A 22595-nucleotide genomic window follows, 5' to 3' on the forward strand; every position below is an offset into this window, starting at 1 on the left:
AATAACCTGTCCAGCTATTTCCCAAAATAACATCAATTTGTTTTTAACTTATCCTTTGCTGTAATATAATTGGTGCACATAAGCGTACACAGGGATAATATGTTTTCAAAAAAATTGTCTGGTTTTTTTCGTGCAAGCAACAGCGTCAAATCGATGCAGCCTAAAGAATGGTTGGATGCGCAGTTCAAGGCAAGTGCTTTAGACAAACAGTTCCCTGAAGTCCTTCGAGAAAGAACCCAAAACTCCGCAAAAGTATATTATAACGAACATTATTTTGCGCATAATGATACGGATGCGCCTTTTTCCTTACGTAGGGCATTAAGCAAAACAACAGCAGTTAGCGTTGCAGGGGATAGAACCGGAATATTTCAAAATGGCACTCCCTTTCCAGCAAGCTCTGATTATTTTGCCCGCATTCCATTAACACACCCCGAACTTTTATCACCTGTTGAACGACTATCCGGGGCTAAAAAAATTATTTTTTCCAATAGTTCCGTGCTTGCTTCAGGCGGCTACCCCGCAATGAATCCGAGAGTGATGAAGAAAAAACCACATGATGTTGGGATTTTTTCTCTAGCAGGAGCCTGTTTTGAAAATCTCTATCTACATTATTCGCTGTTTATGCTGGATCCAATAAACTCAAAAATCGATAGTCCAATGTTTGCTCATCTCTTTGAAAAAGTACCGACTGATTTTAAAGATGCACAATCCTCTCTAGGTCCATATGATTCTAACGGCACGCTTACCCGTATTCGCACAGGACTACCGTTGCTTGCACGCTCTGCGTCTAACATGTTTTATCCATCTTTTACTAAAAAAAATGCAGTTCTTTTTTTATCTGAAGCGTATTTCAGATATCAGTTAGAAGATATTTCTATGTTATTAACTGCAGTGAATGACGCTGCGCAGAAAGCAGGAAAACCTGCGCTTTTAAAAGCCACTGCTGTTGGGATGGGTTTTTTTGCCAAAATAAATGAGCAATATGACATACAACATCTTCTTTACCCCCATTATCTGCGTGCTTTTCAAAAATTGCTGCAGAAACACTCTTATCCTTGGATAGCAAAAGTTGAGTTCCCTACGTTTAATGAGCCGCTTCAACAACAATTTGATGCCATTATGGATACGCCAATCGAAAAGGTTGAAGTTTACCAAAGAAGCAGAGATGTCTTGGAGTTTACTGAAGAAGAGATTGAAAACTATTTTGTTTGTGCCATTAATCCTGCAGATGCGTTCTCCTATACAGGAAACGAATGGGGATTTGGTAGTGTCGAAGCAATGATAGGGTTAAACTCATCATTGCGTATGGATCAAATACCACTGGAAAATCCCTTGCTGCTTGATTCCAACCACCATATTCCAGTCAGAATCAACAGCGCGTTTGAGGCTGAACTACTTGACTCAAAAACCAATAACTTACATCTTTAACGTGTGATCTAATTTCAAAGCATTGCTAATTGCATCCACAAGTTGTGGATTGCGAAAGCGCTCTGTCAGCATCTCTTGGGTCATATCAGCATATATTGCCTTGCACACTTCAGTAAATGCCTGCTCCGCTTTGTTGATCAATAACCAAGTCAGAACTCCTTGTTCTGTAAGTAAATTGGCAATGCACATTGATTTTGGTAAGTCATGATTATATTCATACATGGCATTAGGCACCATCCCACCATTCAAAAACCTTTCTCTATATTTAGGACAGGTCGATGCAATAAACTGACTGAATGGTACATGTTGCACAATGATTTCTTCTTTTTCCTGATCAAGTCCTTCGGCTTCAATTCCTGTAGCATATTTCAGCATAAGCAGTGGCGTAGACTTACCATAAAACTTATGTATCCAAGACTTTTCCGTATGTGATTTATTTTGCGTAATAAAAGTCAGTAAATCTTGTATCGAATTACAGGCTCCCCATGCAAAAGGCTGCTCATTATATTTTTGATAACGTTCTACATTAGAATGGCGAATCGTTTGCAGCTGCCTTTCTGAAATCCGAGGCATAATGCCATTTTGTTGATACAATACATCGAGACCTCTACCATCGACACGTGCAAGTAACGAATTTTTTTGTAGCTTGAGGATTTGATTACCAACTAAGGGGTCTGCCATCTCAAAGAGACCTTTACCATATCCTATCCCTTTCTCCAGGACTCCATTAGAGAAAAATTTTGTCCACATGATGACCTCACAAACAACAGATATACTGCTGTCTATTATATAAAGGCAACATTAAATAAATATTAAGCAAATTGATCAAATAAAGTTATTTTAAAATGGATGTAGAGTTATCCATGCATTGATGTGAACGGATGCGGGAATAAGCGGAGAGGAATTATATTTCTATTGCTGTATGCCTTGGGCATGTTGAATGAATAAACGTTTTATAGGAGTAAATCCGTTACACAAATTTAAACCTAAGCCACGTAAGGCAACAACAGGCATAAAAGAATTACTGAATAAGCGTTTGAATCCTTCCATCAACATAATCGTTTGCCATACATCATTTTTACGTGCACGTTGATAAGCACCTAATGCCTTTTTGGATACCAGGGTATCGCGAGCGGCATCCAAACACTGAATCCAAGAATGTACATCGGCCAAGCCTAAATTTAACCCCAAACCAGCCAAAGGATGAATGGTATGTGCTGCATCACCAAGGAGTAACCAACGGTTCCCTACATATTGTTTAACGTGTCTCATTTGTAAAGGGAATTGATGGCGCGTACTGATTACTTCAACCTGACCTAGTTTTTTGGCAAAAGCGTCGCTTAAGGATGCATTAAACTCCTGTTCAGAAAGATTCATTAATGTTTTAACATGTGCTGGATTGGTAGACCACACGATAGAACATTGATGTGTATCAGCCAGCGGTAAAAAAGCCAAAGGACCATCAGCGCGAAATACTTGATATGCCGTGTACTGATGTTCCTTTTCTACAGACACCGTCGCAACCAATGCATGTTGCTCATAAGACCAGCTGTTTAATGGCACCTTGAGTTTATGACGAATGGGGGAATTGGCACCATCAGCAACCATTAACAATTGTCCTTCCCAGGTCTGCTGACTGCTGCACACCCTAACTCCGGATTCCTCGCTAAACACATCCTCTACACAACTCTCAGGAAATAAATGAATAGAAGATTGATTAGAAACTTGTTGCAATAAAGCGTGTTTTAACACCGACTCCTCAATGATACTACCTAGGCTCTGTGTACCGACATAACGCGAATCAAAATCAATATGCGCTTTACTTTCAGCATCCCAAACATACATGCGGCGATAAGGAGAAATGCGCGAACTTTCTAGATATTGCCAAGCATTTAATTGCTGCAACAGAGCCTGTGACGCATGGTTAATCGCATAAACACGCGTATCTGCTTGTGAATAATTGACCTTCAACGAACCCGCATCGATGACTGCTACAGTATAACCCCGTTGGGCCATAGCCAAGGCAGCAGTTAAGCCTACAACACCACCACCAATTATCAATACATTAAATTGCAGACTCATTTCATTTCCTTCATCACTTTTTTTGCAGCTTTGGCAAAGCAATTTCACAGACTAAATCAGGAACCACCCCTCCGAATCCTCGGGCGTATCGGGCTAAAAGATTCTTCAATGCGGGAATATTATCCAGAACAACCAACCCTAAGCCACGAGCCACCCCCAATCCAGGTAAACGACTGGTAAACACTTGGATTAAACCATCAGTTAAACGTGTAATGGCTTTTTGATCATGAGATCTTAATTGTACATAATGCTGTAACATTTCCGCATTAAGCCCCCGTTCAGCAATGCATTGCGCTAAAGTAGCCACGTCTCTAAGTCCAAGATTAAAGCCTTGTCCTGCGACGGGATGCAATGTGTGTGCGGCATTACCGACAAAAACTACTGGCCACTTCACTTGTGTTGGCATTAAGACTTGTTGTAAAGGGAAAGAAAAACGCTTTCCTACTTTGGCAAGCCGACCTAAACGATAGCCAAAGGCATGTTGTAACTCACGTAAAAAATCGACCTCAGGTAAAGACAATAAACGCTCAGCTTCCTTGGGCGGTACCGCCCAAACCAAAGACATCCGATTGTCGTGCATGGGTAAAAGCGCCAAAGGCCCATAAACGGTAAAACGCTCATAAGCACGGTGTTGATGTGGTTTTAGCAAACCCACGTTGGCAACAATTGCGTGTTGCCCATAGAGCTTAGTCTTCGAGGGCAATGAACAAAAACGGCGGACTCCGGAATGCGCTCCATCCGCAGCAACAATTAAACGCGCCACAATTTTTATTTCACCAGAGTCAGTGAGAATTGTTGCCGAATTATTTTCATAATCTAAAGACTGCAAGCTCGCGGGAGCAATCAGCTGCTCAGAAGGTAACAATTGATGCAAAGCCTGGTTTATATGCTGCATTTCCGCCACATAACCTAAAGGCGCATCCAACTTCCCTTGTAAACGGGATATCCCGAAGTGATGTTGATCAGAAACATGAATCGTGTCTATAGTAGTGACATGATCTTTAAGAAGATCCCACACACCGAGCATCGTTAAAATACGTCGACTAGCAGGCGATAGAGCTAAAGAGCGAGCATCAAAATCAGGATTTATTTTGTCACTAAAAGGCTTAGCTTCGACCAATAAAGTACGGTACCCTAATCCTTGCAAAGCAAGCATTAGAGTTGCACCTGTTAAACCCCCGCCAATAACCAGTATATCAATCTCTTTATTAATCACGCATTAATGCCTCAATCTCATCCACATCCACAGGCAATGCTGCAGTTAATACTTCATGACCTGTTTTCGTTACGACTACATCATCTTCAATACGTACACCAATACCCCACCAACGCTTATCTACTCCTGCGCTGTTTGAGCTAATATATAAACCTGGCTCAACAGTTAAAACCATTCCGGGCTCTAAGGGGCGCCACTCTCCATCAATTTTATAAAGCCCGCTGTCATGAACATCCAATCCCAACCAATGCCCAGAATTATGCATATAAAAAGGTTTATAAGCTCCTTTAGCAATCAATTCCTCAACATCTCCTTGCAAAATACCCAAGATACATAACCCTTCAGTGAGAATACGGAGCATAATTTGTTGTACCGCATTCCATGGCAAGCCCGGCTTAATCGCTGCAATTCCTGCTTTTTGTGCTTTGAGAACCACTTCATAGATACTTTTTTGTTCTGGCGTGAATTTGCCATTAATTGGAAATGTTCTCGTGATATCAGCAGCATAATTTTCATACTCACCCCCTGCATCAATAAGTACTAAACTACCTCGATGCAAAGGTTGATTGTTATCCGTGTAATGCAAAACACATGCATTTTCGCCACCGCCCACAATGGGATCATAGGCGACACTACGGCATCCATGACGACTGAATTCATACACAAGCTCTGCCTCAAGCTGATACTCATGCTCCAGATGCTTGCAACGACGCATCGCATGTTCATGGGCTTTAACCGAAATACTTGCTGCTCGGCGCATTAAATCCAGTTCCACATCACTTTTAAATAAACGCATTTCACCTAATATAGGTTCCAAATCACACAACTGAGCCGGTACTTTAACGCCACGCCGTACCTGGCCTTTAAGTGAATTCAATGAGCGCATGATCGTTTTTTCTAACTCTGCATTGCGAGCAAGCGCATAATAAACAGCCGATTTTCCATTTAATAATTTGGGTAATTCTTCCTCAACACTATCTATAGGAAAAGCAGCATGCATACCCAATTCAGAAAGTGCCCCATCTTGGCCAAGACGTTTTCCTGTCCATTGTTCTTCTGAGGGATTGCGTGTACGGTTAAAGAGAATACTCTGAGCATCTGCTCCTGCAACAAGAACCAATAACGCATCAGGCTCATTAAATCCGGTGAGGTAATAAAAATTACTGTCCTGGCGAAAACGATAATGCGCATCGCCATTACGTAATAATTCGTGAGCAGCAGGGATAATGGCAATACTGCCCTCGGGCAATTTTTGCGCCAATTTACTTCTTCTTGTTTGGTATTCTGGTTGCGAAATCATAGTAACATCCTTTTTAATGAGTTATTCCAGCATGACCGCCACGTTCTTTTTCATTCATAATTAAATCACTATGCAAACGAAGCACTGCCATCCGCGCATATTCACTAACTTCCATTAATGCACGTTCATCTTCTTCATCGACATCCAAGGTATCACAATCAAGTTCGGCAAATTCAATAAGATGTTGGAATGCATCTTGAGCCTCTTCATCGTGAAATTGACTAAGACCTATGCCAGCTAAAGTCAAGGCTTGGGTAAACCCTTCGCACCACTCACTAAAAGCGGTTGCACGGAGCAGTAAGGATTCCTCATCATCAGGAAGCATCATTTTAAATTCAAAATCCAAACTGTTAATTTGTTGCTGGCTTATTGAAAAAACAGCAAACATCGCTAAAACTGCATTGCGGTTGGCTTCATCTTTCTTATTATTTAATAAGGCGCGTAAATAAGCCTCTCCTTGGCTGTCAGCGCCAGCACATAGGTAACCACACATCATTCCATGCAATAAACTGGAAGATACGTGCAACATTAAAACAGAAATAGATGCAGAAAACTCATCATAATCAGGCAAACGCAAATGTTCTCTTTCCTCAGACATATTTAATTTAACTCATTTATAGAAAATACCCCCATGATACCCGATTTAATGCAAGCGTTCATCCTACTAATTGCTGCTCGCGAGCAAAATTGTTACTATGCATAACTGCTCTCTATGGAATGCAAAGGTCTTATTATTATGACGCAGATGAAATCATGTACTGTTAAGCTACTAAATAAAACGTATGAAATTAAATGCCCTGAAGGCGAAGAACCTAATTTACTGCTTGCGGTGCAGAAATTAAATAATCAAATCATGATTAATAAAAAGAAAGCGAAGCAGCTGGACAACTTCCAGGCTTTGTTGCTTGCCGCGCTTGATATTAGCCATGAATTGATCTTATGTAAAAACAAACAAGCACACCAACAACATCAGGTATCCCAATTTATTAACTCACTGGAAAATAAAATCAATAAAATGGTGGGTGGGGACATGATGGAACGAATTCCAGAACTAGATTAGTTGATTGATTCTGGAATGCTACAAAACATCCCCGCTTTGTGCGGGGAGATAATATAAATATCCATCTCTTCATAATAAGAGGAAGATTAGATCTGATTAAAAGGACTTACAAATGAGACGCCAATGGTATATAGGATTTGGGGTGACTTTATTAATTGCCCTTGCTCTCTTTGCGATGTTTAATAGCATCAAGTGGTTTATCGCTTTTCTAATTCCCCTAATTGTGATCTGGATCTATGATTTGATTCAGAAAGAACACACCATTTTGCGTAACTTCCCAGTCTTGGGCCATGTGCGCTATTTTCTAGAGTTTCTGCGTCCAGAAATTCAACAATATTTTATTGCGACCGATGAAAGTGAGCTTCCTTTCAATCGTGAAACACGCTCCCTTATTTATGAGCGCGCCAAAAATACTCGTGATACCGTTCCTTTTGGTACGGAGCGTGATATTTTAAGTGTTGGCTATACCTGGGCTCTCCACTCGCTAGCACCAAAACATCACACAGAAGTTGAATCACGGATTATTGTTGGTGGGCCCGATTGCCTGCAACCCTATAATGCCTCGCGTTTTAATATTTCAAGCATGAGCTTTGGTGCACTGTCTGCCAAAGCAATTATGGCCATGAATAAGGGGGCACAGATTGGTGGTTTTTTCCAAGCCACCGGTGAGGGGGGATTAAGTTCCTATCATTTGCAAGGCGGAGATCTGGTGTTCCAATTCGGAACTGCCTACTTTGGTTGCCGCGATGCACAAGGAAATTTTGACGAGAAAGAATTTGCTGTGGAAGCCAACCGTCCAGAAGTAAAAATGATAGAAATTAAACTCTCGCAAGGAGCCAAGCCCTCTCACGGAGGCATCTTGCCCGCCGCCAAGTTAACTCAGGAAATTGCAACCGTACGCAAAGTTCCCATGGGTCAAGATGTCGTCTCACCCATGGCACATTCTGCTTTTACAACGCCCATAGAACTACTCTATTTCATAAAAAAATTACGCGAGTTATCTCATGGCAAGCCTATAGGATTTAAATTGTGCCTGGGGCGCAGAGATGAATTTCTGGCAATCTGCAAAGCCATGTTAAAAACAAATATCCTCCCTGATTTTATCACCGTTGATGGTGCAGAAGGAGGAACCGGAGCAGCACCAGAAGAATACGTTAATTTTATAGGTACACCTTTGGAGGCCGGCTTAGTCTTTGTGCATAATGCCTTAGTAGGGATTAATGTAAGGGACAAAATTCGTATTATCTGTAGTGGTAAGGTGGCAAATGGATTTGATATGCTGACCAACATCGCTTTGGGCGCCGACATGTGTAATTCTGCGCGTGCAATGATGATGGCAACCGGTTGTTTGCAGACAAAACAATGTAATGCGAATACCTGCCCCACTGGGGTCACAACACAAAATAAACGCTTACAATATGGTTTGGTTGTCGATCAGAAAAAATATCATGTCGCCAATTTCCATAAAAACACCATGAAAAGCTTTTTGGAAATGGTTGGCTCGCTCGGTTTAGATAATCCCAGTGATTTAAAACCCATCCACATCATGCGACGAGTAAGCGTACAAGAGGTCAAATCATTTAATGAAATTTATGAATATCTGACACCAGGACAACTACTGGGAGCAGATATTCCCCAAAGTTATAAAGCACATTGGGAAATGGCAAATCCAGAAAAATTTTAAAAATTTAATTGTAGCCTGGGTGAAGGCGAAGCCATAACCCGGGAGTGTTTTGACACAGAACACCTGGGTTATGGCTTCGCCTTCACCCAGGCTACATATCATCCAAGATCAACAATCACTTCCACTTAATATTACATCCCAAACTTGGTTTTTGGTCTGAGCTCACCGGTACTCCAGCAAGGATATTATCCAGTGCATTTTGTAAATGGGCTCCTGTCACTGGTTTATTATTCCCTGGTGTTGACTCATCCAAACAACCACGATAAACACAAAGCAGATCCTTATCAAAAATATAAAAATCAGGAGTACACGCCGCCTTATATGCTTTGGCAACATCTTGGGACTCATCGTATAAATAGGGGAATGAATAATGACATTGCTCTGCCTCAAGACGCATTTTTTCTGGGCTATCTGCAGGATACTTCTCAACATCATTGGAGCTAATCGCAATAAATTGAATCCCTTTTTGCTGATAGATTTCAGCCAATTGCACTATTTTTTCCTGAATATGCTTCACAAAAGGGCAATGATTGCATAGAAACATAATGACTGTCGCAATAGGTGATTTAATCTGCGACAGCGAAATCAATTGATCGTTACGTGTATCAACTAATGTAAAATCAGGTGCTTTGCTTCCTAAAGGAAGCATATTTGATGCAGTTGCTACCATAATTACCTCTCATTAATCAAAACAAGTGCCACATCACCCCAGTCACCTCTATTTAATCATTGCGTCAGCAGATCTATAAGATAGGTTTAGTGTATTTTCATGGATGATGGAAATTGCGCTTCATTGTGATAAAAATTAAAAAAGAATTGGGGATCAAATAACTCGACGCATGTTAAACGAAAAATTATGGCTAAGCAAACGGGTAATCCTGATGCTCATCGGTATTTGGTCTCATGCATCAAAACTTGGGTTGCAAGTGCTCCTCTTTTTGCTGTTCCGGCGGTGATCGTTGTAAGGTGCCATTCTTATTGCGTGTAGGGCTTATCGCTTCATCAATTTCTTCTTTAGCTGTTACTTGTTCAATAGGCCCTTCTTTTCTTTTTGCACCCGGTCTATCAAGTATTGCCATGGTCTGTCTATAACTACAATTGTGTGCATTCTTGGCCCCCTCTTCCCCTTGAGAGCTCAGTAGCGATTCTGAAAAATCTTCTGATACAGATGATTTTGCACGTAGCCCACTAAAAAACTGCATAACGCCTTGCCAGCTACTCTTTAAGCGAGTGAGAACACCTCTTTTTTCCTGTTGTTGCTCATTTTTTAGATCTGCCTCAGAACCAAGTAGCGATTCTGAAAAATCTTCTGCTGCAGACGATCTGATGCGTAACCCACTAAACGCTTGGGTAACGCCTTGCCAGGCGCTCTTTAGCCGAGTGCTTAAAACACCTCTTTCCGGTTGCATCGTTTCTGGAATGGGTTCCCTGGCAGCTGGAGCTTGTAGATCCAAACCGGTTATTGCGCTTAATTCCTCTTCTAATGCTTCTTTCGCATTTTGCATACTTAAGGCCATAGAGGGCTCGCCAATATCGTGGAAGACCCGTATATTATTCTCGCAGTTAGCAATGCCCTTTCGTAAATCGTTCACCCTCTTTTCGAGAGCTTCTTGGGTAATTGAAGGTATAAATTGATATTTTTTATCGCGATCTAAGGCCTTAATGGGATACTTTTGTTCATCAATCCGAACTTGCAACTGTTCATACTCTTTAAATAGAATGTCCCACTCGCGTTGTGCTTTATCTATTGCCGTTATCGTCCCTCCCAAGACGATTTTATCAAACAAGGATACTTGTGCTTGCAACTCTTTTATCTGCGCAGACTTTGCTTGTAATTGCTCTCTTAATTCGCCACCTCTGCGCGCAGCTTGCTCTGTGGTAAAACCAAATACCGATGTACTCCCATCCTGGCCTACTCCAACGCGCATAGCCTGTACAGGGGTTGCATTTCGATTAGTAAACGCACTTAAATCTAAACGATATCCGTGCAGGGTGAATTCATTTGTCATTTTTTGAGCATAACAATCGCCCGTTTTGTCCACTAAACCTAATTCGCAGCCAAAACAACGCAATCCTATAATGTCTTCTCTTTTGAAACCTGCTGTTGTTCTAGCCTTATCAAAAGCTTCCACAAACTCTTTCGGTTTAAAATCAGACGCACCGTATCGGGTGGTATGAGCATGTCCAACTACAGTCATGCGGGCGACATCGGCGGGCTTTAAGCCAATGAGACATTCCGGTGAAAAACGTCTTATTTCACAATTAGGTAACTGCGTGGCAATACCTTGAGCCGACGCCAGAGTTTCCTTATCATCACCTAAAATAAGTATGATGTTTTTGGAGGCCATAAAAAAATACACAAACAAAGAGCCAATAAGAATATTATAGAACTCTTTGCGTATTTTTTTATCAATTTACTATAATTGAACTACTAAGGACTAAAGAGCGCACAATGATCATCTTGATGAGTGACAGCAAAGAAAATGAAGCGGCTGCAGCCAATTTACAACACCTTACTGCTTTTGATGTCATGAAATTAAGCCAACCTGCTGACCTAAGCAAAACTACGGAACAACTTCTATTGGTTGATGTGGATGCAGATGATAAATTTTTGCGCTACCTTGAGCCAGTAAGTTTGGCGGAAGCACTATTAAAACGCCAGTTATCAGCTCAGGTGCGTTCCGTTGTATTTCTTATTTCTGATACCAATAAACACAAAAACTTGTTTGAATTTGCCAGACCCTTTCTTGCCCATTTAGAAGGAGCCTTTAAGCATCCAGTAATCGCATATATCCCTACGGATTTAAATTATTATTCCACACTACTCATGGCGCCTCGTAAAACCAACTTAAATTGGCAAGTCTATGGCATAAACATTGATGATTTTCCCAAGGACACATCATTCAATTTAGAGTTATTTCAAAGGCTAGAAGACAAACATTTGTTATGGGAAGGGCCTAACATATTGGAATGGATTACTACCGGGCAAAAGGCGATTAGCAGCAGCCCCGTCGTTGCAGAAAATATTCGCTTTGGTTTGTAACGTTGACTGCAATATTCTACCCCAAACAATCTCATCAACTTATATGTAGCCTGGGCAAAGGTCCACAGGACCGTAACCCGGGTTCCACTTCGTTGCACCCAGGCTACATGTGCTTTTATATTCAACACTTATTGTTTTAATAACTCTCTGATCATGTAGCACAAAATTCCCCCATGCTTGTAATATTCCAATTCATTTAAAGTATCGATACGTACCAGAAGATTCACTTCGGTTTGGTTTCCGTCTGCATGTTGTATCGTCGCATTGATTGACATTTTGGGTTTCATATTTTTGGTTAATCCAGTTAACGCAATGCGTTCGTAACCCGTAATACCTAATGTTTTGCGGGTGACTCCCACGGGGAATTCCAATGGCAAAATTCCCATTCCTACCAAATTAGAACGATGAATCCGCTCAAAACTCTCAGCAATTACGGCCTTAATACCTAAAAGTTGCGGGCCCTTTGCAGCCCAATCACGTGAGGACCCAGTACCATATTCTTTCCCGGCAATGACGACTAAAGGAACATGTTCCTTGTCATAGCGCATTGCAGCATCATAAATGGAAAGCATTTCCTCGCTGGGTACATGCTTAGTAAAACCACCCTCTACATCAGGAAGCATTTCATTTTTGATGCGTACGTTAGCAAACGTACCACGCATCATGACCTCATGATTACCGCGTCGCGAACCATAGGAATTAAAATCCTTTGCGGCAATCCCTTTGGAGAGCAAATATTTTCCAGCAGGGCTATCTGCTTTAATAGAACCTGCAGGGGAAATATGATCGGTGGTGATGTTATCACCAAATACGGCAAGAATGTGTGCCTCGGTAATATCATTGATTTTTTCAGGCTCAAGCCTCATGTCATTAAAAAAAGGAGGATGCTGGATATAGCTTGAACTCGCTTGCCATTCATAAGTTTCAGATTCTGGAATGTTCATTGCTTGCCATGCTGCGGAACCATGAAAAATATGAGCATAAGTTTCTGCAAACATGGTTTCTGTTATCATTGCTGCTGTGTGCGCTATTTCACTATTCGTTGGCCAAATATCTTTTAAGTAAATGGGCGCTCCAGATGCATCCGTACCCAGCGGATCTTTTTCTAAGTCAATTGCCGTTGTGCCTGCCAAGGCAAATGCAACAACCAGCGGTGGTGAGGCAAGCCAATTGGCTTTAACTTGGGGGTGTATACGTCCTTCAAAATTGCGATTACCCGATAAAACTGCAGAAACAATCAAATCATGCTCAGATACTGCTTTGGCTACCGCATCAGGCAATGGCCCTGAGTTGCCAATACAGGTGGTACAACCATAACCTACTAACCCAAAACCCAATTGATCCAAATAGGGCTGTAAATTTGTTTTTGCCAAATAGCGAGTCACCACTTGCGAGCCAGGGGCAAAAGAAGTCTTAACCCAAGGTTTACGGGTCAAACCTTTAGCTACAGCTTTTTTAGCTAATAAGCCGGCGGCAATCAGTACATCAGGATTGGAGGTATTGGTGCAACTGGTAATAGCGGCTATGACCACATCCCCATGATGCAATGCATAGTTCTCCGTCGTTGGAAACGCTTGCGTTTTTTCTGCCTCACGATGGCTATCTATAAGTAACTTATTAAACGTATCCTGCAGTTGTGATAATTCCACTTGATCTTGTGGCCGTTTTGGCCCTGCAAGACAGGGTTTAATATCGGCTAAATCTAAGGTAACCACTTCTGTAAATTCAGGATCGGGTTGTGTTGCATCATGCCATAAGCCTTGAGTTTTGGCGTATGCCTCCACCAATGCAATTGTTTGGGCATCACGACCGCTTAAGCGTAAATAATCCAAAGTGGCTTCATCAATGGGGAAAAAACCACAAGTAGCGCCATATTCTGGTGCCATATTACCTATGGTTGCTCGATCCGCGATGGATAACTCATGTAAACCAGATCCAAAAAATTCAACAAATTTACCCACCACACCTTGCTGGCGCAGCACATGGGTCACTGTAAGTACCAAATCGGTTGCTGTAACTCCTTCACGCAATCTGCCAGATAAGCGCACACCAATGACTTCGGGAATTAACATGGAAATAGGTTGCCCCAACATGACCGCTTCGGCTTCGATACCACCCACCCCCCAGCCCAAAACACCAAGCCCATTAATCATCGTCGTATGACTGTCAGTCCCCACTAAAGTATCGGGGTATGCCTGATTGTTGCTGCCTTTTTTCTGGGTCCAAATCACTTTGGCCAGATATTCCAAATTCACTTGATGACAAATTCCAATGTTCGGTGGCACAACCCGGAAGTTTTGAAATGCTTTTTGCCCCCAGCGCAAAAATTCATAACGCTCAGAGTTCCGCTCCATTTCCATACTCGCATTCACAGTGTACGCCTTTGGGGTATTAAACTCATCGACTTGTATGGAATGATCAATCACTAAATCAACTGCTGAGAGCGGATTGATTTTTTCAGGACTTCCTCCAAGTTTTTTAATTGCCGCACGCATAGCCGCTAAATCAACAACTGCGGGCACACCGGTAAAATCTTGCATTAATACCCGTGCAGGGCGATAGGAAATTTCACGATCGGATTTTTTTTGTTTGAGCCAATCAATCATTGCATGAATATCATCTGTATTCACCGTAATTCCATCTTCATGACGAATTAAATTCTCTAATAAAATTTTAAGGGTGAAAGGAAGTTTAGATAAGCCATTGAGCCCCATTTTTTCTGCAACTGGCAAACTAAAATAATGATATTCAATGCCATGAACCAGCAGCGTTTTTCGTGTTTTTTCATTAAATTCAAGCGGTAAAAACACATCAACATGAGGTTTAATATCCGTATGGCTGTGATTATGCGATACCCATGCAGGGGGATCACTTGCAGGGAAAGACTCTTGAGAAGCCTCATCAATTTGATCCGATATAAATGGAGTAGTGGTGGCTGTTTTTTTAGGCTTTTTCTTCCCTGAGGTTTCTTTCATTTTCAATTCCATTGAAATCATATGTTATTTCACTATAGCTCATTTTTTATCCACAAAGGGCAACTTCAAGGCAAACACCTCGGTTTTAACCTATACTTTTAAACTGTAGTGTCACAGAATTAGGTGTAGAAAATGGCTTATGACGCAGTAGACCTCCCCCCAGAAAATTATGAAAACATTATCAAAGAATTAGATGAACTAATAAAAAAAATGGAAGGATCAATTGATATTCTCCCTGAAGAACAGCAACCGGAGCTCCTCTCTGTTTTGGATGCCCTAGATGATGATGTAGCCGAATTAAGTGAAATCCAAGAAGGCAGGAAAGAGACAACCATTGCAGATGAAAAACTCCTTGAATTGGATCTTCAATCCGCTATACGTACGCTTCTTGCTGAATTTCGTCCCACTAAAATCGGGGATTTGCAGTTGCGGTGTCAAAAATTGATAGAGCATCATGGTTTTACACAATTTCAAGAAACAGTTGATGCATTGTTAGTTCAGAGCGAGCAGTTAAAAAATCAGGAATTGAGGGCCATGAAGCATATCAATCGATACCTGATGAATAAAATGATGGATACCTTTGTTGCCATCACCGCAGAAGGATCAAACACTTTTGCTAAAAGCATTTTAAATGCGTTTAGCTTGAATCAGTATTATCGAGAAAAAGCGCTTGAAGCAGAAAAAAATGATAGTCCACAAGCTCAGGAACAGGCCATCAAAATGGTGCAGATGGAAGCAGCACAAATAATAGCGGAAATAAAACAACTAGAGCTGCCTGAGGAAGAAGAGAATAAGTTGATTGAACAAACCAATAAGGAAGCCACCGAACAAATCACTGAAATTCAACAAAGAGCCAAAAACATGGCCATCAAAGTAGTACAGACTGAAACAGCGCAAAAAATCGCGGGAATAAAGCAACAAGGATTGCCTGAGGAAGAACAGCAGCAGTTGATTGAACAAGCTATCAAAGAATCTGCCGAACAAATCACAGCGGTGACACAGATGGAAACCATACCCTTGGATTATTATATCCGAGCAGAGCGCCAAATGTTCCAAGAGCGTGTTCTTAAAGCAGCAGAAGAAGATGGATATCAAAAAGCGAAAAAACTGACCATCAAAGCAATTCAAACTGAAACAGCGCAAAAAATAGAAGGCATAAAACAACAAGGGCTACCTGAGGGAGAACAGCAGCAGCTGATTGAACAAGTGAACAAGGAATCTGCTGAGAAAGTCGCTGCGGTTGAGCAAATGCAAACCATGCCATTGGATTATTATATTGAAGCAGCACGTCGAAAGATATTACAAGACTCTGCACGTTCACGCGCCCTTTTTCAAAGCTATGATAAAGTAGTGGATTCTGTAGTCCAAGATATTCTATCGAGAAAATCAATCGACGAACGAACCATAGTGATGGAGCGCTATCTTTTCATGGCCGAAAAACTGATGACGCAAAAAAATTATGATGCAGCATTCCAAATTCATGGGGCATTACAACAAACTCCAGTCTATCGTTTGGCAAAAACCAAGGAAGGATTATCACCTCATGCACAAAAAATTATCGAAAGACTCAATGAGCTACAGGATAATTCAAAAAATTATGCAGCGCTTAGAGGCCGTTGCGAGCGTGAAAATGCATACATTCCTTTGAACTTCACCGTGACTGATATTACATTCGCTACGGATGATGCCAATCCATTTATTTTGGATAGCAAAGGAAAAATCGTTAGGGGCTGTGAAAAGTTACCCGGAATGGAAAAAATAATTGCCAACTGTGTTAAAGCAGCTGCAACCACTATTGCAGATGCGCCTGATCCCACTCTATCTGGAGAAATAGAAGGCCACCATCAGCAGTTAGCCACAAAAAATAAAAAAAATGTTGAAAATGAGCTATATGATGTCTCGCAAAAGCATGAACCCCGAAATGCACCTCCTGAAGCCAGTAGCATACTTTCTAAGTCAAAGTTAAAAAAATTAATTCATTTAGGCATAATAGAACCGCCCAAAAGAAGCGAACAAACACGAAAATTAGAGGATGCTATTCACGATTTAAAAGAACGGATACAAGGTCGATTGGAGCACTTAAAACACTTGGTAGTTCACTATGAAGATAAAGTAAAAACGCAACTTTCTGCTCTGGTAGACAAGATGCAAAACGCCATTACGCCTCTTTTTGAACGAATAGGTGCCTCATTAAAAGAGTCTTTTCAAAATGCCAGTCAGCGATTTCGCTCGCTGATGCAGTCTTCCAAAAAAGAACAGGAAAATGAAGATAAGGAAGGTGAACACCCCCATTTTTAAGAATAGGCAAGGCCGTGCTTGACTTTAAGCGAGATGGCCATGATATAATCAACTTAACCCGATAGCGAGAGATTTTAGAACCAATGCTAACAGCATGGGGAGCATCCTGAAATCGGCGTTGTGCAAGCCCACCTTGTAGTGGGAAGCCTGAACCGATACATCCGCTACCCACTTGAACCTCAGGGTTCATAATCCATGTCTGTCGGGCTCCTTTCATGTGCTCCAATTTGAGTGCAATCAGCCAGTTACTTCATTAATTGCTCTTTTAATAAAAGATACTCATCTCTAACCTTGGCTGCCGCTTCAAACTCCATGTTTTTTGCATGCAAGTACATTTGTTTTTCCAAAGTATTAATGTGTTTCACTAATTCCTGAGTTGACCAATGCAAATATTCTGGACTGGGTTCTGCAACCGCAATGTTGCGTTTTCCTTGATAAGCACCTTCCATAATGTCGGTTATGGACTTGTTAATCCCTTTAGGTATGATTCCATGTGCCTCATTGAATGCTTTTTGCTTTTCACGTCGTCTGTCGGTCTCTTCGAGCGCTCTTTGCATAGAACCAGTGATCTTATCCGCATAAAGAATGGCACGCCCCTTCATATTTCGTGCCGCACGCCCTATAGTCTGAATCAAAGAGCGATCAGAACGTAAAAAGCCCTCTTTATCTGCATCAAGAATAGCAACTAAAGCAACTTCGGGCATATCCAAACCTTCACGTAATAAATTAATCCCCACCAAAACATCAAAGACGCCCAGGCGCAAGTCACGAATAATTTCAACGCGCTCCACCGTATCAATGTCTGAATGTAAATAGCGTACTTTAACACCATGTTCATTCAAATAATCGGTTAAATCTTCGGCCATCCGTTTCGTGAGTGTAGTCACTAACACCCGTCCATTTTGTTGGACCACCAGACGAATTTCAGACATTAAGTCATCAACTTGCGTGCGCACAGGGCGAATTTCCACTTCGGGATCCACAAGACCAGTCGGACGCACGACCTGTTCTGCAACATTATCTGAATGCTCTTTCTCATAAGAACCAGGAGTTGCGGAAATATAAATCGTTTGGGGTGAACGCGCTTCAAACTCCTCAAAGCGTAGCGGTCGATTATCAAGGGCCGACGGCAGTCTAAAACCATACTGTACCAACGTCTCCTTACGCGAGCGGTCACCGCGGTACATGCCGCCAATTTGCGGTACAGTAACGTGAGATTCATCAATAATCAGCAGCGCCTCTTCAGGCAAATAATCAAATAAAGTTGGCGGTGGTTCACCTGCTCCCCGCGCCGATAAATAACGGGAATAGTTTTCAATACCGGAGCAATAACCCAATTCCAACATCATTTCCACATCAAAATTAGTGCGTTGCTCCAAACGCTGGGCTTCGAGTAATTTATTTTGTTCATTAAATTCAGCCAGGCGCTCTTGTAATTCTTCTTTGACCCAATCTACGGTTTGCAAAATACGATCACGAGGCGTCACATAATGAGTTTTAGGGAAAATAGTAACACGGGGAAAACGGCGCAAAATTTCACCCGTGAGTGGATCAAATTGCGCAATGTTTTCGACCTCATCATCAAATAACTCAATACGTATGGCATCACGCTCTGAATCTGCAGGAAAAATATCGATAATATCGCCATGCACGCGGAACTGGCCACGCTCCAGGGATAAGTTACTGCGGGTGTACTGCATTTCAGCAAGTCGCCTTAAAATTTTACGCTGATCGGATTGTTCTCCACGGGAAAGATGTAATACCATACGTAAATAGGAATCAGGATCACCCAAACCATAAATTGCAGATACGGTTGCGATGATAATCGCATCTTTACGTTCAATTAAGGCTTTGGTTGCAGACAAACGCATCTGTTCTATGTGCTCATTGATAGAAGAATCTTTTTCAATAAAGGTATCTGAAGCAGGCACATAAGCTTCTGGCTGATAATAATCATAATAGGAAACAAAATATTCCACCGCATTATCGGGAAAATATGCTTTAAATTCGCCATAAAGCTGAGCAGCAAGCGTTTTGTTGGGCGCCATAATCAAGGCAGGACGACGCATGGATTGAATAACATGTGCTATAGTAAAGGTCTTGCCCGAGCCAGTAACCCCTAACAGGGTTTGTTTGGATAAACCAGACTCCAAGCCTTCAATTAATGAGGCAATGGCAGCCGGCTGGTCGCCAGCAGGCTTGTAATCGGCATATAGTTTAAATAAATCTTTCATATCTTATTAGTATATCTCACAGGAGCAACAAATGGATATCGCATTAGCAAAACGCGTGCAAAAAGTTAAGCCTTCACCTACTTTGGCCGTAGCAGCAAAGGCTACCCAAATGCGTGCTCAAGGCCATGATGTCATTAATTTAGGTACCGGCGAACCCGATTTTGACACACCCAACTACATTAAAGAAGCCGCTATTGCTGCCATTAATAAAGGGTACACCAAATATACTGCTGTTGATGGCATACCTGAACTTAAAGATGCGATTAAAAACAAATTTAAAAAAGATAATGGTCTTGATTATCAGCCCAATCAAATTTTAGTTTCCGTGGGTGGCAAACAAAGCTGTTACAATCTCTGCCAGGCCCTGCTTAATCCAGGTGATGAAGTCATTATTCCTGCGCCATACTGGGTCTCTTATCCTGATATGGTGTTATTGGCTGAAGCGACTCCGGTTATCATTTCTACAACTCCGGCACAACGGTATAAAATCAATGCCGAGCAACTTGAAAAAGCCATCACCCCCAAAACACGACTGATCTTCTTAAATAGCCCATCCAATCCATCGGGAGTCGCATACACTCTAGATGAGTTGAAAGCATTGGCTGAAGTCTTGAAAAAACATCCGCAAATTATTATTGCGACCGATGATATGTACGAACATATCCTTTGGAGCCAACCCTTTGCAAACATTCTGAATGCATGTCCTGAATTATATGAGCGCACTATTGTATTAAACGGCGTTTCCAAAGCGTATGCGATGACTGGCTGGCGTATCGGTTATGCAGCAGGTCCTGCCCCCTTAATGAATGCGATGAAAACCATCCAGTCCCAATCAACATCCAATCCTTGTTCTATTGCACAAAGAGCCGCTGTCGCCGCACTAACAGGTGGAAATGAGAGCGTCGTAGAAATGGTTAAAGCCTTTCGCGAAAGACACGACTTTGTCGCTTCCAGATTGCAAGAAATACCCGGAATAGAAGTGATTCCCGCTGATGGTACCTTTTATATTTTCCCAAATGTACAAGCAATCATTGAAACGCGCGGTTATATCAATGATCTTGAATTCTCTGAAGAATTACTCGTTAAGGAAGGGGTCGCTTTAGTACCTGGATCTGCATTTGGCAATGAAGGCTGCATCCGTTTATCCTTTGCAACCAGCATGGACATATTAAAAGATGCCTTAAACCGCCTACAACGTTTTTGCAGTTAAGCTCCACCGTCCCTTCTTCCCCCCAAGGGGGAGAAGGTGCCCAAAGGGCAGATGAGGGGGGAAAAAACCCCATCAATAAGCAGATTTTAAAAAATTATTCTTAAATCTACTTGACCCTCAATCAGAATCGTTTTAAGATTCCGACCCTATTCCCCGGTAGCTCAGTCGGTAGAGCGGATGACTGTTAATCATTAGGTCACAAGTTCGAGTCTTGTCCGGGGAGCCATTTCCAATCTGGTTTGTGGCGAAATTCAATTAAACTTTCTAAAACGACACATACGTACTATCTCCTCTTTCCATTGACGGAACGTTTTACCAAGAGCAGCTAAGCTTTAAAGGGGCTATTTCTTAGTTCATCGCGCTTATTTAAAAAGAGAGAAATCATTTTTTAACACCAGTCTTTACTCATTTAACAATAGAACGAAGTCTAAAAAGTAATTGATTTCTTAGGACGCTCATGGGACACTACGCCACGAATAATGGCAATAAATGACAACAATTGGCAGAGAAGGTTTATTCATAAGCAGTTGATTTTATTGTTTTTATTGGTTGTAGCGTTTAGAAGTGACTTATTGAAGATATTTTCTATAATTTATAACTCATAATCGATCTGATTCTAGATTCATACCCTAGTTATCAAGTAATTACGAGTAGTTTCAGAAAACTAAAAATTACCACATAGCCACAGTGAATAATTTATTAAAGCAACTAAACTTTATTAGGCATACAAACAAAGCTCTATTTGTTATGCTGACTATTCATCTCATCCTACTGCTCATCCAAACTGTTTATATGTCCTTTAACAGTAGCATGATTCATGATTACTCCTGTTACTATAATGCCGCTAACTATTGGTTAAAAGGATTATCCCTTTATTCTGGTTGTTTTGTGTATTTACCCCAAAGTGCAATTTTTTTCACCCCACTCTCAATACTCCCCCCCCAATTATTTTTGATCATTTGGAAAATAATTTTAATTATTGCGCTGTATTCTTCATTATTTAAAATTTTAGAATTTTTTAAAATTACTACAAGAAAAAAACTTTTTATGTTTTTTGGGATAACTCTTCTTGTCGCTCAAGGACCATTGACACAAGGACAAGCAGACATATTGATGATTTCATGTATGATCTTTGCCATTGCTGCCTGGTATGATGAGAAATATACGAAATGCGCCTTTCTTCTCTGCTTCTCAGTATTCTTAGATCCATTGGCTATTGTTTTTATGGGTTTAATGTTTTTATTTCATCGTCAATTACAGTTTAAAATAATTTGTTTTTCACTCTTTTTTATTTTATTTCCCTATATTATTAGTAACGTAAACTATGTGAACCAGGAGTACATCGAACTGATTTTAAGATACAGGTTCTTATCAAGCCCCCAATTTCCACATGTATTTAATTTATTTTTCCTTTTTACAAACAGCAATATTTCTGATTATGCGCAATTTATTATTCGTTTAATTTTTTCAATTTTGACTATTGTTTTTTCGTGGCAGGTCAAGAAAAAAATAGACAACCGTCTTTTTCCTTTTTTCTTATACATGCTTTCTTCTCTATACATGCTTTTATTTAATCCGCATGTAGAGTCTCATCATTCCTTAATTCTTATCGTTGTCGCTTTGCCATTTATAATCAGTCAAATGAAAACGATTGATACTCCCCTATTAACATTAATATTTATAATTAATCTTTTTCTCTATATCTGGCAAAAAATATTCTTAAACTCCATGCTTCAACCAATTCCAGTTCTTATAGTTTGTGCCACCTCATTTTACCTGTTGAAATCAATAAGACATTATGAGCAAATTTAGCTCTACTAGTATAAGCATCAACTTTCAAAACCGTTCTTTTCTGGCTTTTCCTCATTTCCAGGGCAATAATCAAGAACGCAAAACCTTAACGCTTAACTTATGCTTTTCGCCTTTTATTAATAGGTTAGGATGAATTTATACTAAAATATTAGTTATTAATGGTCATGGCGCCCCAAGAGTTGATTTATACGCTTGTCCGGCAGCTCCCATTGTGTTGTGCAAGGCATTTTGTTCCTCCATTTACCTTCATTCT

Annotated in this window: 16 protein-coding genes, 1 tRNA gene and 1 other RNA gene; 9 read left to right on the forward strand and 9 right to left on the reverse strand. The window is 41.0% G+C overall.

The features are described 5' to 3' along the window. Nucleotides 1–99: 99 nt before the first annotated feature. The gene (locus Lste_RS12845) at nucleotides 100–1428 is read left to right on the forward strand and encodes a hypothetical protein (protein WP_058511327.1); all 1329 of its coding nucleotides are present in this window, start codon (nucleotides 100–102) and stop codon (nucleotides 1426–1428) included. Here Lste_RS12845 and Lste_RS12850 read toward each other — a convergent pair. The 5 genes from Lste_RS12850 to Lste_RS12870 form a co-directional block, all read right to left on the reverse strand. After that, nucleotides 1417–2178, reverse strand: a complete 762-nt coding sequence (locus Lste_RS12850; RefSeq protein WP_058511328.1) for a hypothetical protein — start codon at nucleotides 2176–2178, stop codon at nucleotides 1417–1419. The genes Lste_RS12845 and Lste_RS12850 overlap by 12 nt on opposite strands. Nucleotides 2179–2340: 162 nt before the next feature. Continuing rightward, nucleotides 2341–3510, reverse strand: a complete 1170-nt coding sequence (locus tag Lste_RS12855) for an FAD-dependent oxidoreductase (protein WP_058511329.1) — start codon at nucleotides 3508–3510, stop codon at nucleotides 2341–2343. 13 nt (nucleotides 3511–3523) lie between these two features. After that, nucleotides 3524–4726, reverse strand: coding sequence for a 2-octaprenyl-6-methoxyphenyl hydroxylase (gene ubiH, locus Lste_RS12860; RefSeq protein WP_058511330.1), 1203 nt, complete (start codon nucleotides 4724–4726; stop codon nucleotides 3524–3526). Continuing rightward, a complete protein-coding gene (gene pepP, locus Lste_RS12865) occupies nucleotides 4719–6026 on the reverse strand; it encodes a Xaa-Pro aminopeptidase (RefSeq protein WP_058511331.1) in 1308 nt (435 codons plus the stop codon). Before pepP ends, ubiH begins: the two co-directional genes overlap by 8 nt. Before the next feature lie 13 nt (nucleotides 6027–6039). Next, a complete protein-coding gene (locus Lste_RS12870; protein WP_058511332.1) occupies nucleotides 6040–6624 on the reverse strand; it encodes a UPF0149 family protein in 585 nt (194 codons plus the stop codon). Nucleotides 6625–6762: 138 nt separating this feature from the next. Between Lste_RS12870 and Lste_RS12875 the strand changes: the two genes are divergently transcribed. Together Lste_RS12875 and Lste_RS12880 are read left to right on the forward strand one after the other, a co-directional pair. Further along, on the forward strand, nucleotides 6763–7086 hold the full coding sequence (locus Lste_RS12875) for a cell division protein ZapA (protein ID WP_058511333.1): 324 nt from the start codon (nucleotides 6763–6765) through the stop codon (nucleotides 7084–7086). A 112-nt stretch (nucleotides 7087–7198) separates the two neighbouring features. Next, the gene (locus Lste_RS12880) at nucleotides 7199–8770 is read left to right on the forward strand and encodes an FMN-binding glutamate synthase family protein (protein WP_058511334.1); all 1572 of its coding nucleotides are present in this window, start codon (nucleotides 7199–7201) and stop codon (nucleotides 8768–8770) included. A 115-nt stretch (nucleotides 8771–8885) separates the two neighbouring features. Here the strand turns inward: Lste_RS12880 and Lste_RS12885 are convergent, their stop codons facing one another. After that, nucleotides 8886–9440: a thioredoxin family protein gene (locus Lste_RS12885; protein ID WP_058511335.1), complete on the reverse strand. Its 555-nt coding sequence runs from the start codon at nucleotides 9438–9440 to the stop codon at nucleotides 8886–8888. 238 nt (nucleotides 9441–9678) lie between these two features. Beyond that, the gene (locus Lste_RS12890; RefSeq protein WP_157070745.1) at nucleotides 9679–11118 is read right to left on the reverse strand and encodes a hypothetical protein; all 1440 of its coding nucleotides are present in this window, start codon (nucleotides 11116–11118) and stop codon (nucleotides 9679–9681) included. 104 nt (nucleotides 11119–11222) lie between these two features. Here Lste_RS12890 and Lste_RS12895 point away from each other — a divergent pair, with 104 nt between their 5' ends. Beyond that, nucleotides 11223–11813 carry a MurR/RpiR family transcriptional regulator gene (locus Lste_RS12895; protein ID WP_058511337.1) on the forward strand — a complete coding sequence of 197 codons (591 nt, stop codon included), beginning with the start codon at nucleotides 11223–11225 and terminating at the stop codon, nucleotides 11811–11813. Nucleotides 11814–11941: 128 nt separating this feature from the next. Here the strand turns inward: Lste_RS12895 and acnA are convergent, their stop codons facing one another. Then, nucleotides 11942–14788, reverse strand: coding sequence for an aconitate hydratase AcnA (gene acnA / locus Lste_RS12900; protein WP_083503961.1), 2847 nt, complete (start codon nucleotides 14786–14788; stop codon nucleotides 11942–11944). A gap of 132 nt (nucleotides 14789–14920) precedes the next feature. Here acnA and Lste_RS12905 point away from each other — a divergent pair, with 132 nt between their 5' ends. Together Lste_RS12905 and ssrS are read left to right on the forward strand one after the other, a co-directional pair. Beyond that, nucleotides 14921–17086: a RasGEF domain-containing protein gene (locus Lste_RS12905; RefSeq protein ID WP_058511338.1), complete on the forward strand. Its 2166-nt coding sequence runs from the start codon at nucleotides 14921–14923 to the stop codon at nucleotides 17084–17086. 52 nt (nucleotides 17087–17138) lie between these two features. Further along, a non-coding RNA gene (gene ssrS / locus Lste_RS18575) (6S RNA) lies at nucleotides 17139–17299 on the forward strand. A gap of 32 nt (nucleotides 17300–17331) precedes the next feature. Here the strand turns inward: ssrS and uvrB are convergent. Continuing rightward, a complete protein-coding gene (uvrB, locus tag Lste_RS12910; protein ID WP_058511339.1) occupies nucleotides 17332–19320 on the reverse strand; it encodes an excinuclease ABC subunit UvrB in 1989 nt (662 codons plus the stop codon). Between the two features lie 31 nt (nucleotides 19321–19351). Between uvrB and Lste_RS12915 the strand changes: the two genes are divergently transcribed. The 3 genes from Lste_RS12915 to Lste_RS12925 all read left to right on the forward strand — a co-directional run bounded on the left by Lste_RS12915 (nucleotide 19352) and on the right by Lste_RS12925 (nucleotide 22342). Further along, a complete protein-coding gene (locus tag Lste_RS12915) occupies nucleotides 19352–20530 on the forward strand; it encodes a pyridoxal phosphate-dependent aminotransferase (RefSeq protein WP_058511340.1) in 1179 nt (392 codons plus the stop codon). 150 nt (nucleotides 20531–20680) lie between these two features. Continuing rightward, nucleotides 20681–20756, forward strand: a tRNA-Asn gene (locus Lste_RS12920). Between the two features lie 821 nt (nucleotides 20757–21577). After that, nucleotides 21578–22342, forward strand: coding sequence for a hypothetical protein (locus Lste_RS12925; RefSeq protein WP_237760480.1), 765 nt, complete (start codon nucleotides 21578–21580; stop codon nucleotides 22340–22342). Nucleotides 22343–22595 lie beyond the last annotated feature (253 nt).

Source organism: Legionella steelei (assembly GCF_001468005.1).
In the GTDB taxonomy this organism is placed as follows: Bacteria; Pseudomonadota; Gammaproteobacteria; order Legionellales; family Legionellaceae; genus Legionella; species Legionella steelei.

What these genes read in the sequence shown, in the direction of transcription:
- Lste_RS12845 (WP_058511327.1), top strand. Translation starts at nt 100, where the DNA reads ATGTTTTCAAAAAAATTGTCTGGTTTTTTTCGTGCAAGCAACAGCGTC.
- Lste_RS12850 (WP_058511328.1), bottom strand. Translation starts at nt 2,178, where the DNA reads ATGTGGACAAAATTTTTCTCTAATGGAGTCCTGGAGAAAGGGATAGGA.
- Lste_RS12855 (WP_058511329.1), bottom strand. Translation starts at nt 3,510, where the DNA reads ATGAGTCTGCAATTTAATGTATTGATAATTGGTGGTGGTGTTGTAGGC.
- pepP (WP_058511331.1), bottom strand. Translation starts at nt 6,026, where the DNA reads ATGATTTCGCAACCAGAATACCAAACAAGAAGAAGTAAATTGGCGCAA.
- Lste_RS12870 (WP_058511332.1), bottom strand. Translation starts at nt 6,624, where the DNA reads ATGTCTGAGGAAAGAGAACATTTGCGTTTGCCTGATTATGATGAGTTT.
- Lste_RS12875 (WP_058511333.1), top strand. Translation starts at nt 6,763, where the DNA reads ATGACGCAGATGAAATCATGTACTGTTAAGCTACTAAATAAAACGTAT.
- Lste_RS12880 (WP_058511334.1), top strand. Translation starts at nt 7,199, where the DNA reads ATGAGACGCCAATGGTATATAGGATTTGGGGTGACTTTATTAATTGCC.
- Lste_RS12885 (WP_058511335.1), bottom strand. Translation starts at nt 9,440, where the DNA reads ATGGTAGCAACTGCATCAAATATGCTTCCTTTAGGAAGCAAAGCACCT.
- Lste_RS12890 (WP_157070745.1), bottom strand. Translation starts at nt 11,118, where the DNA reads ATGGCCTCCAAAAACATCATACTTATTTTAGGTGATGATAAGGAAACT.
- Lste_RS12895 (WP_058511337.1), top strand. Translation starts at nt 11,223, where the DNA reads ATGATCATCTTGATGAGTGACAGCAAAGAAAATGAAGCGGCTGCAGCC.
- acnA (WP_083503961.1), bottom strand. Translation starts at nt 14,788, where the DNA reads ATGAAAGAAACCTCAGGGAAGAAAAAGCCTAAAAAAACAGCCACCACT.
- Lste_RS12905 (WP_058511338.1), top strand. Translation starts at nt 14,921, where the DNA reads ATGGCTTATGACGCAGTAGACCTCCCCCCAGAAAATTATGAAAACATT.
- uvrB (WP_058511339.1), bottom strand. Translation starts at nt 19,320, where the DNA reads ATGAAAGATTTATTTAAACTATATGCCGATTACAAGCCTGCTGGCGAC.
- Lste_RS12915 (WP_058511340.1), top strand. Translation starts at nt 19,352, where the DNA reads ATGGATATCGCATTAGCAAAACGCGTGCAAAAAGTTAAGCCTTCACCT.
- Lste_RS12925 (WP_237760480.1), top strand. Translation starts at nt 21,578, where the DNA reads ATGTTTTTTGGGATAACTCTTCTTGTCGCTCAAGGACCATTGACACAA.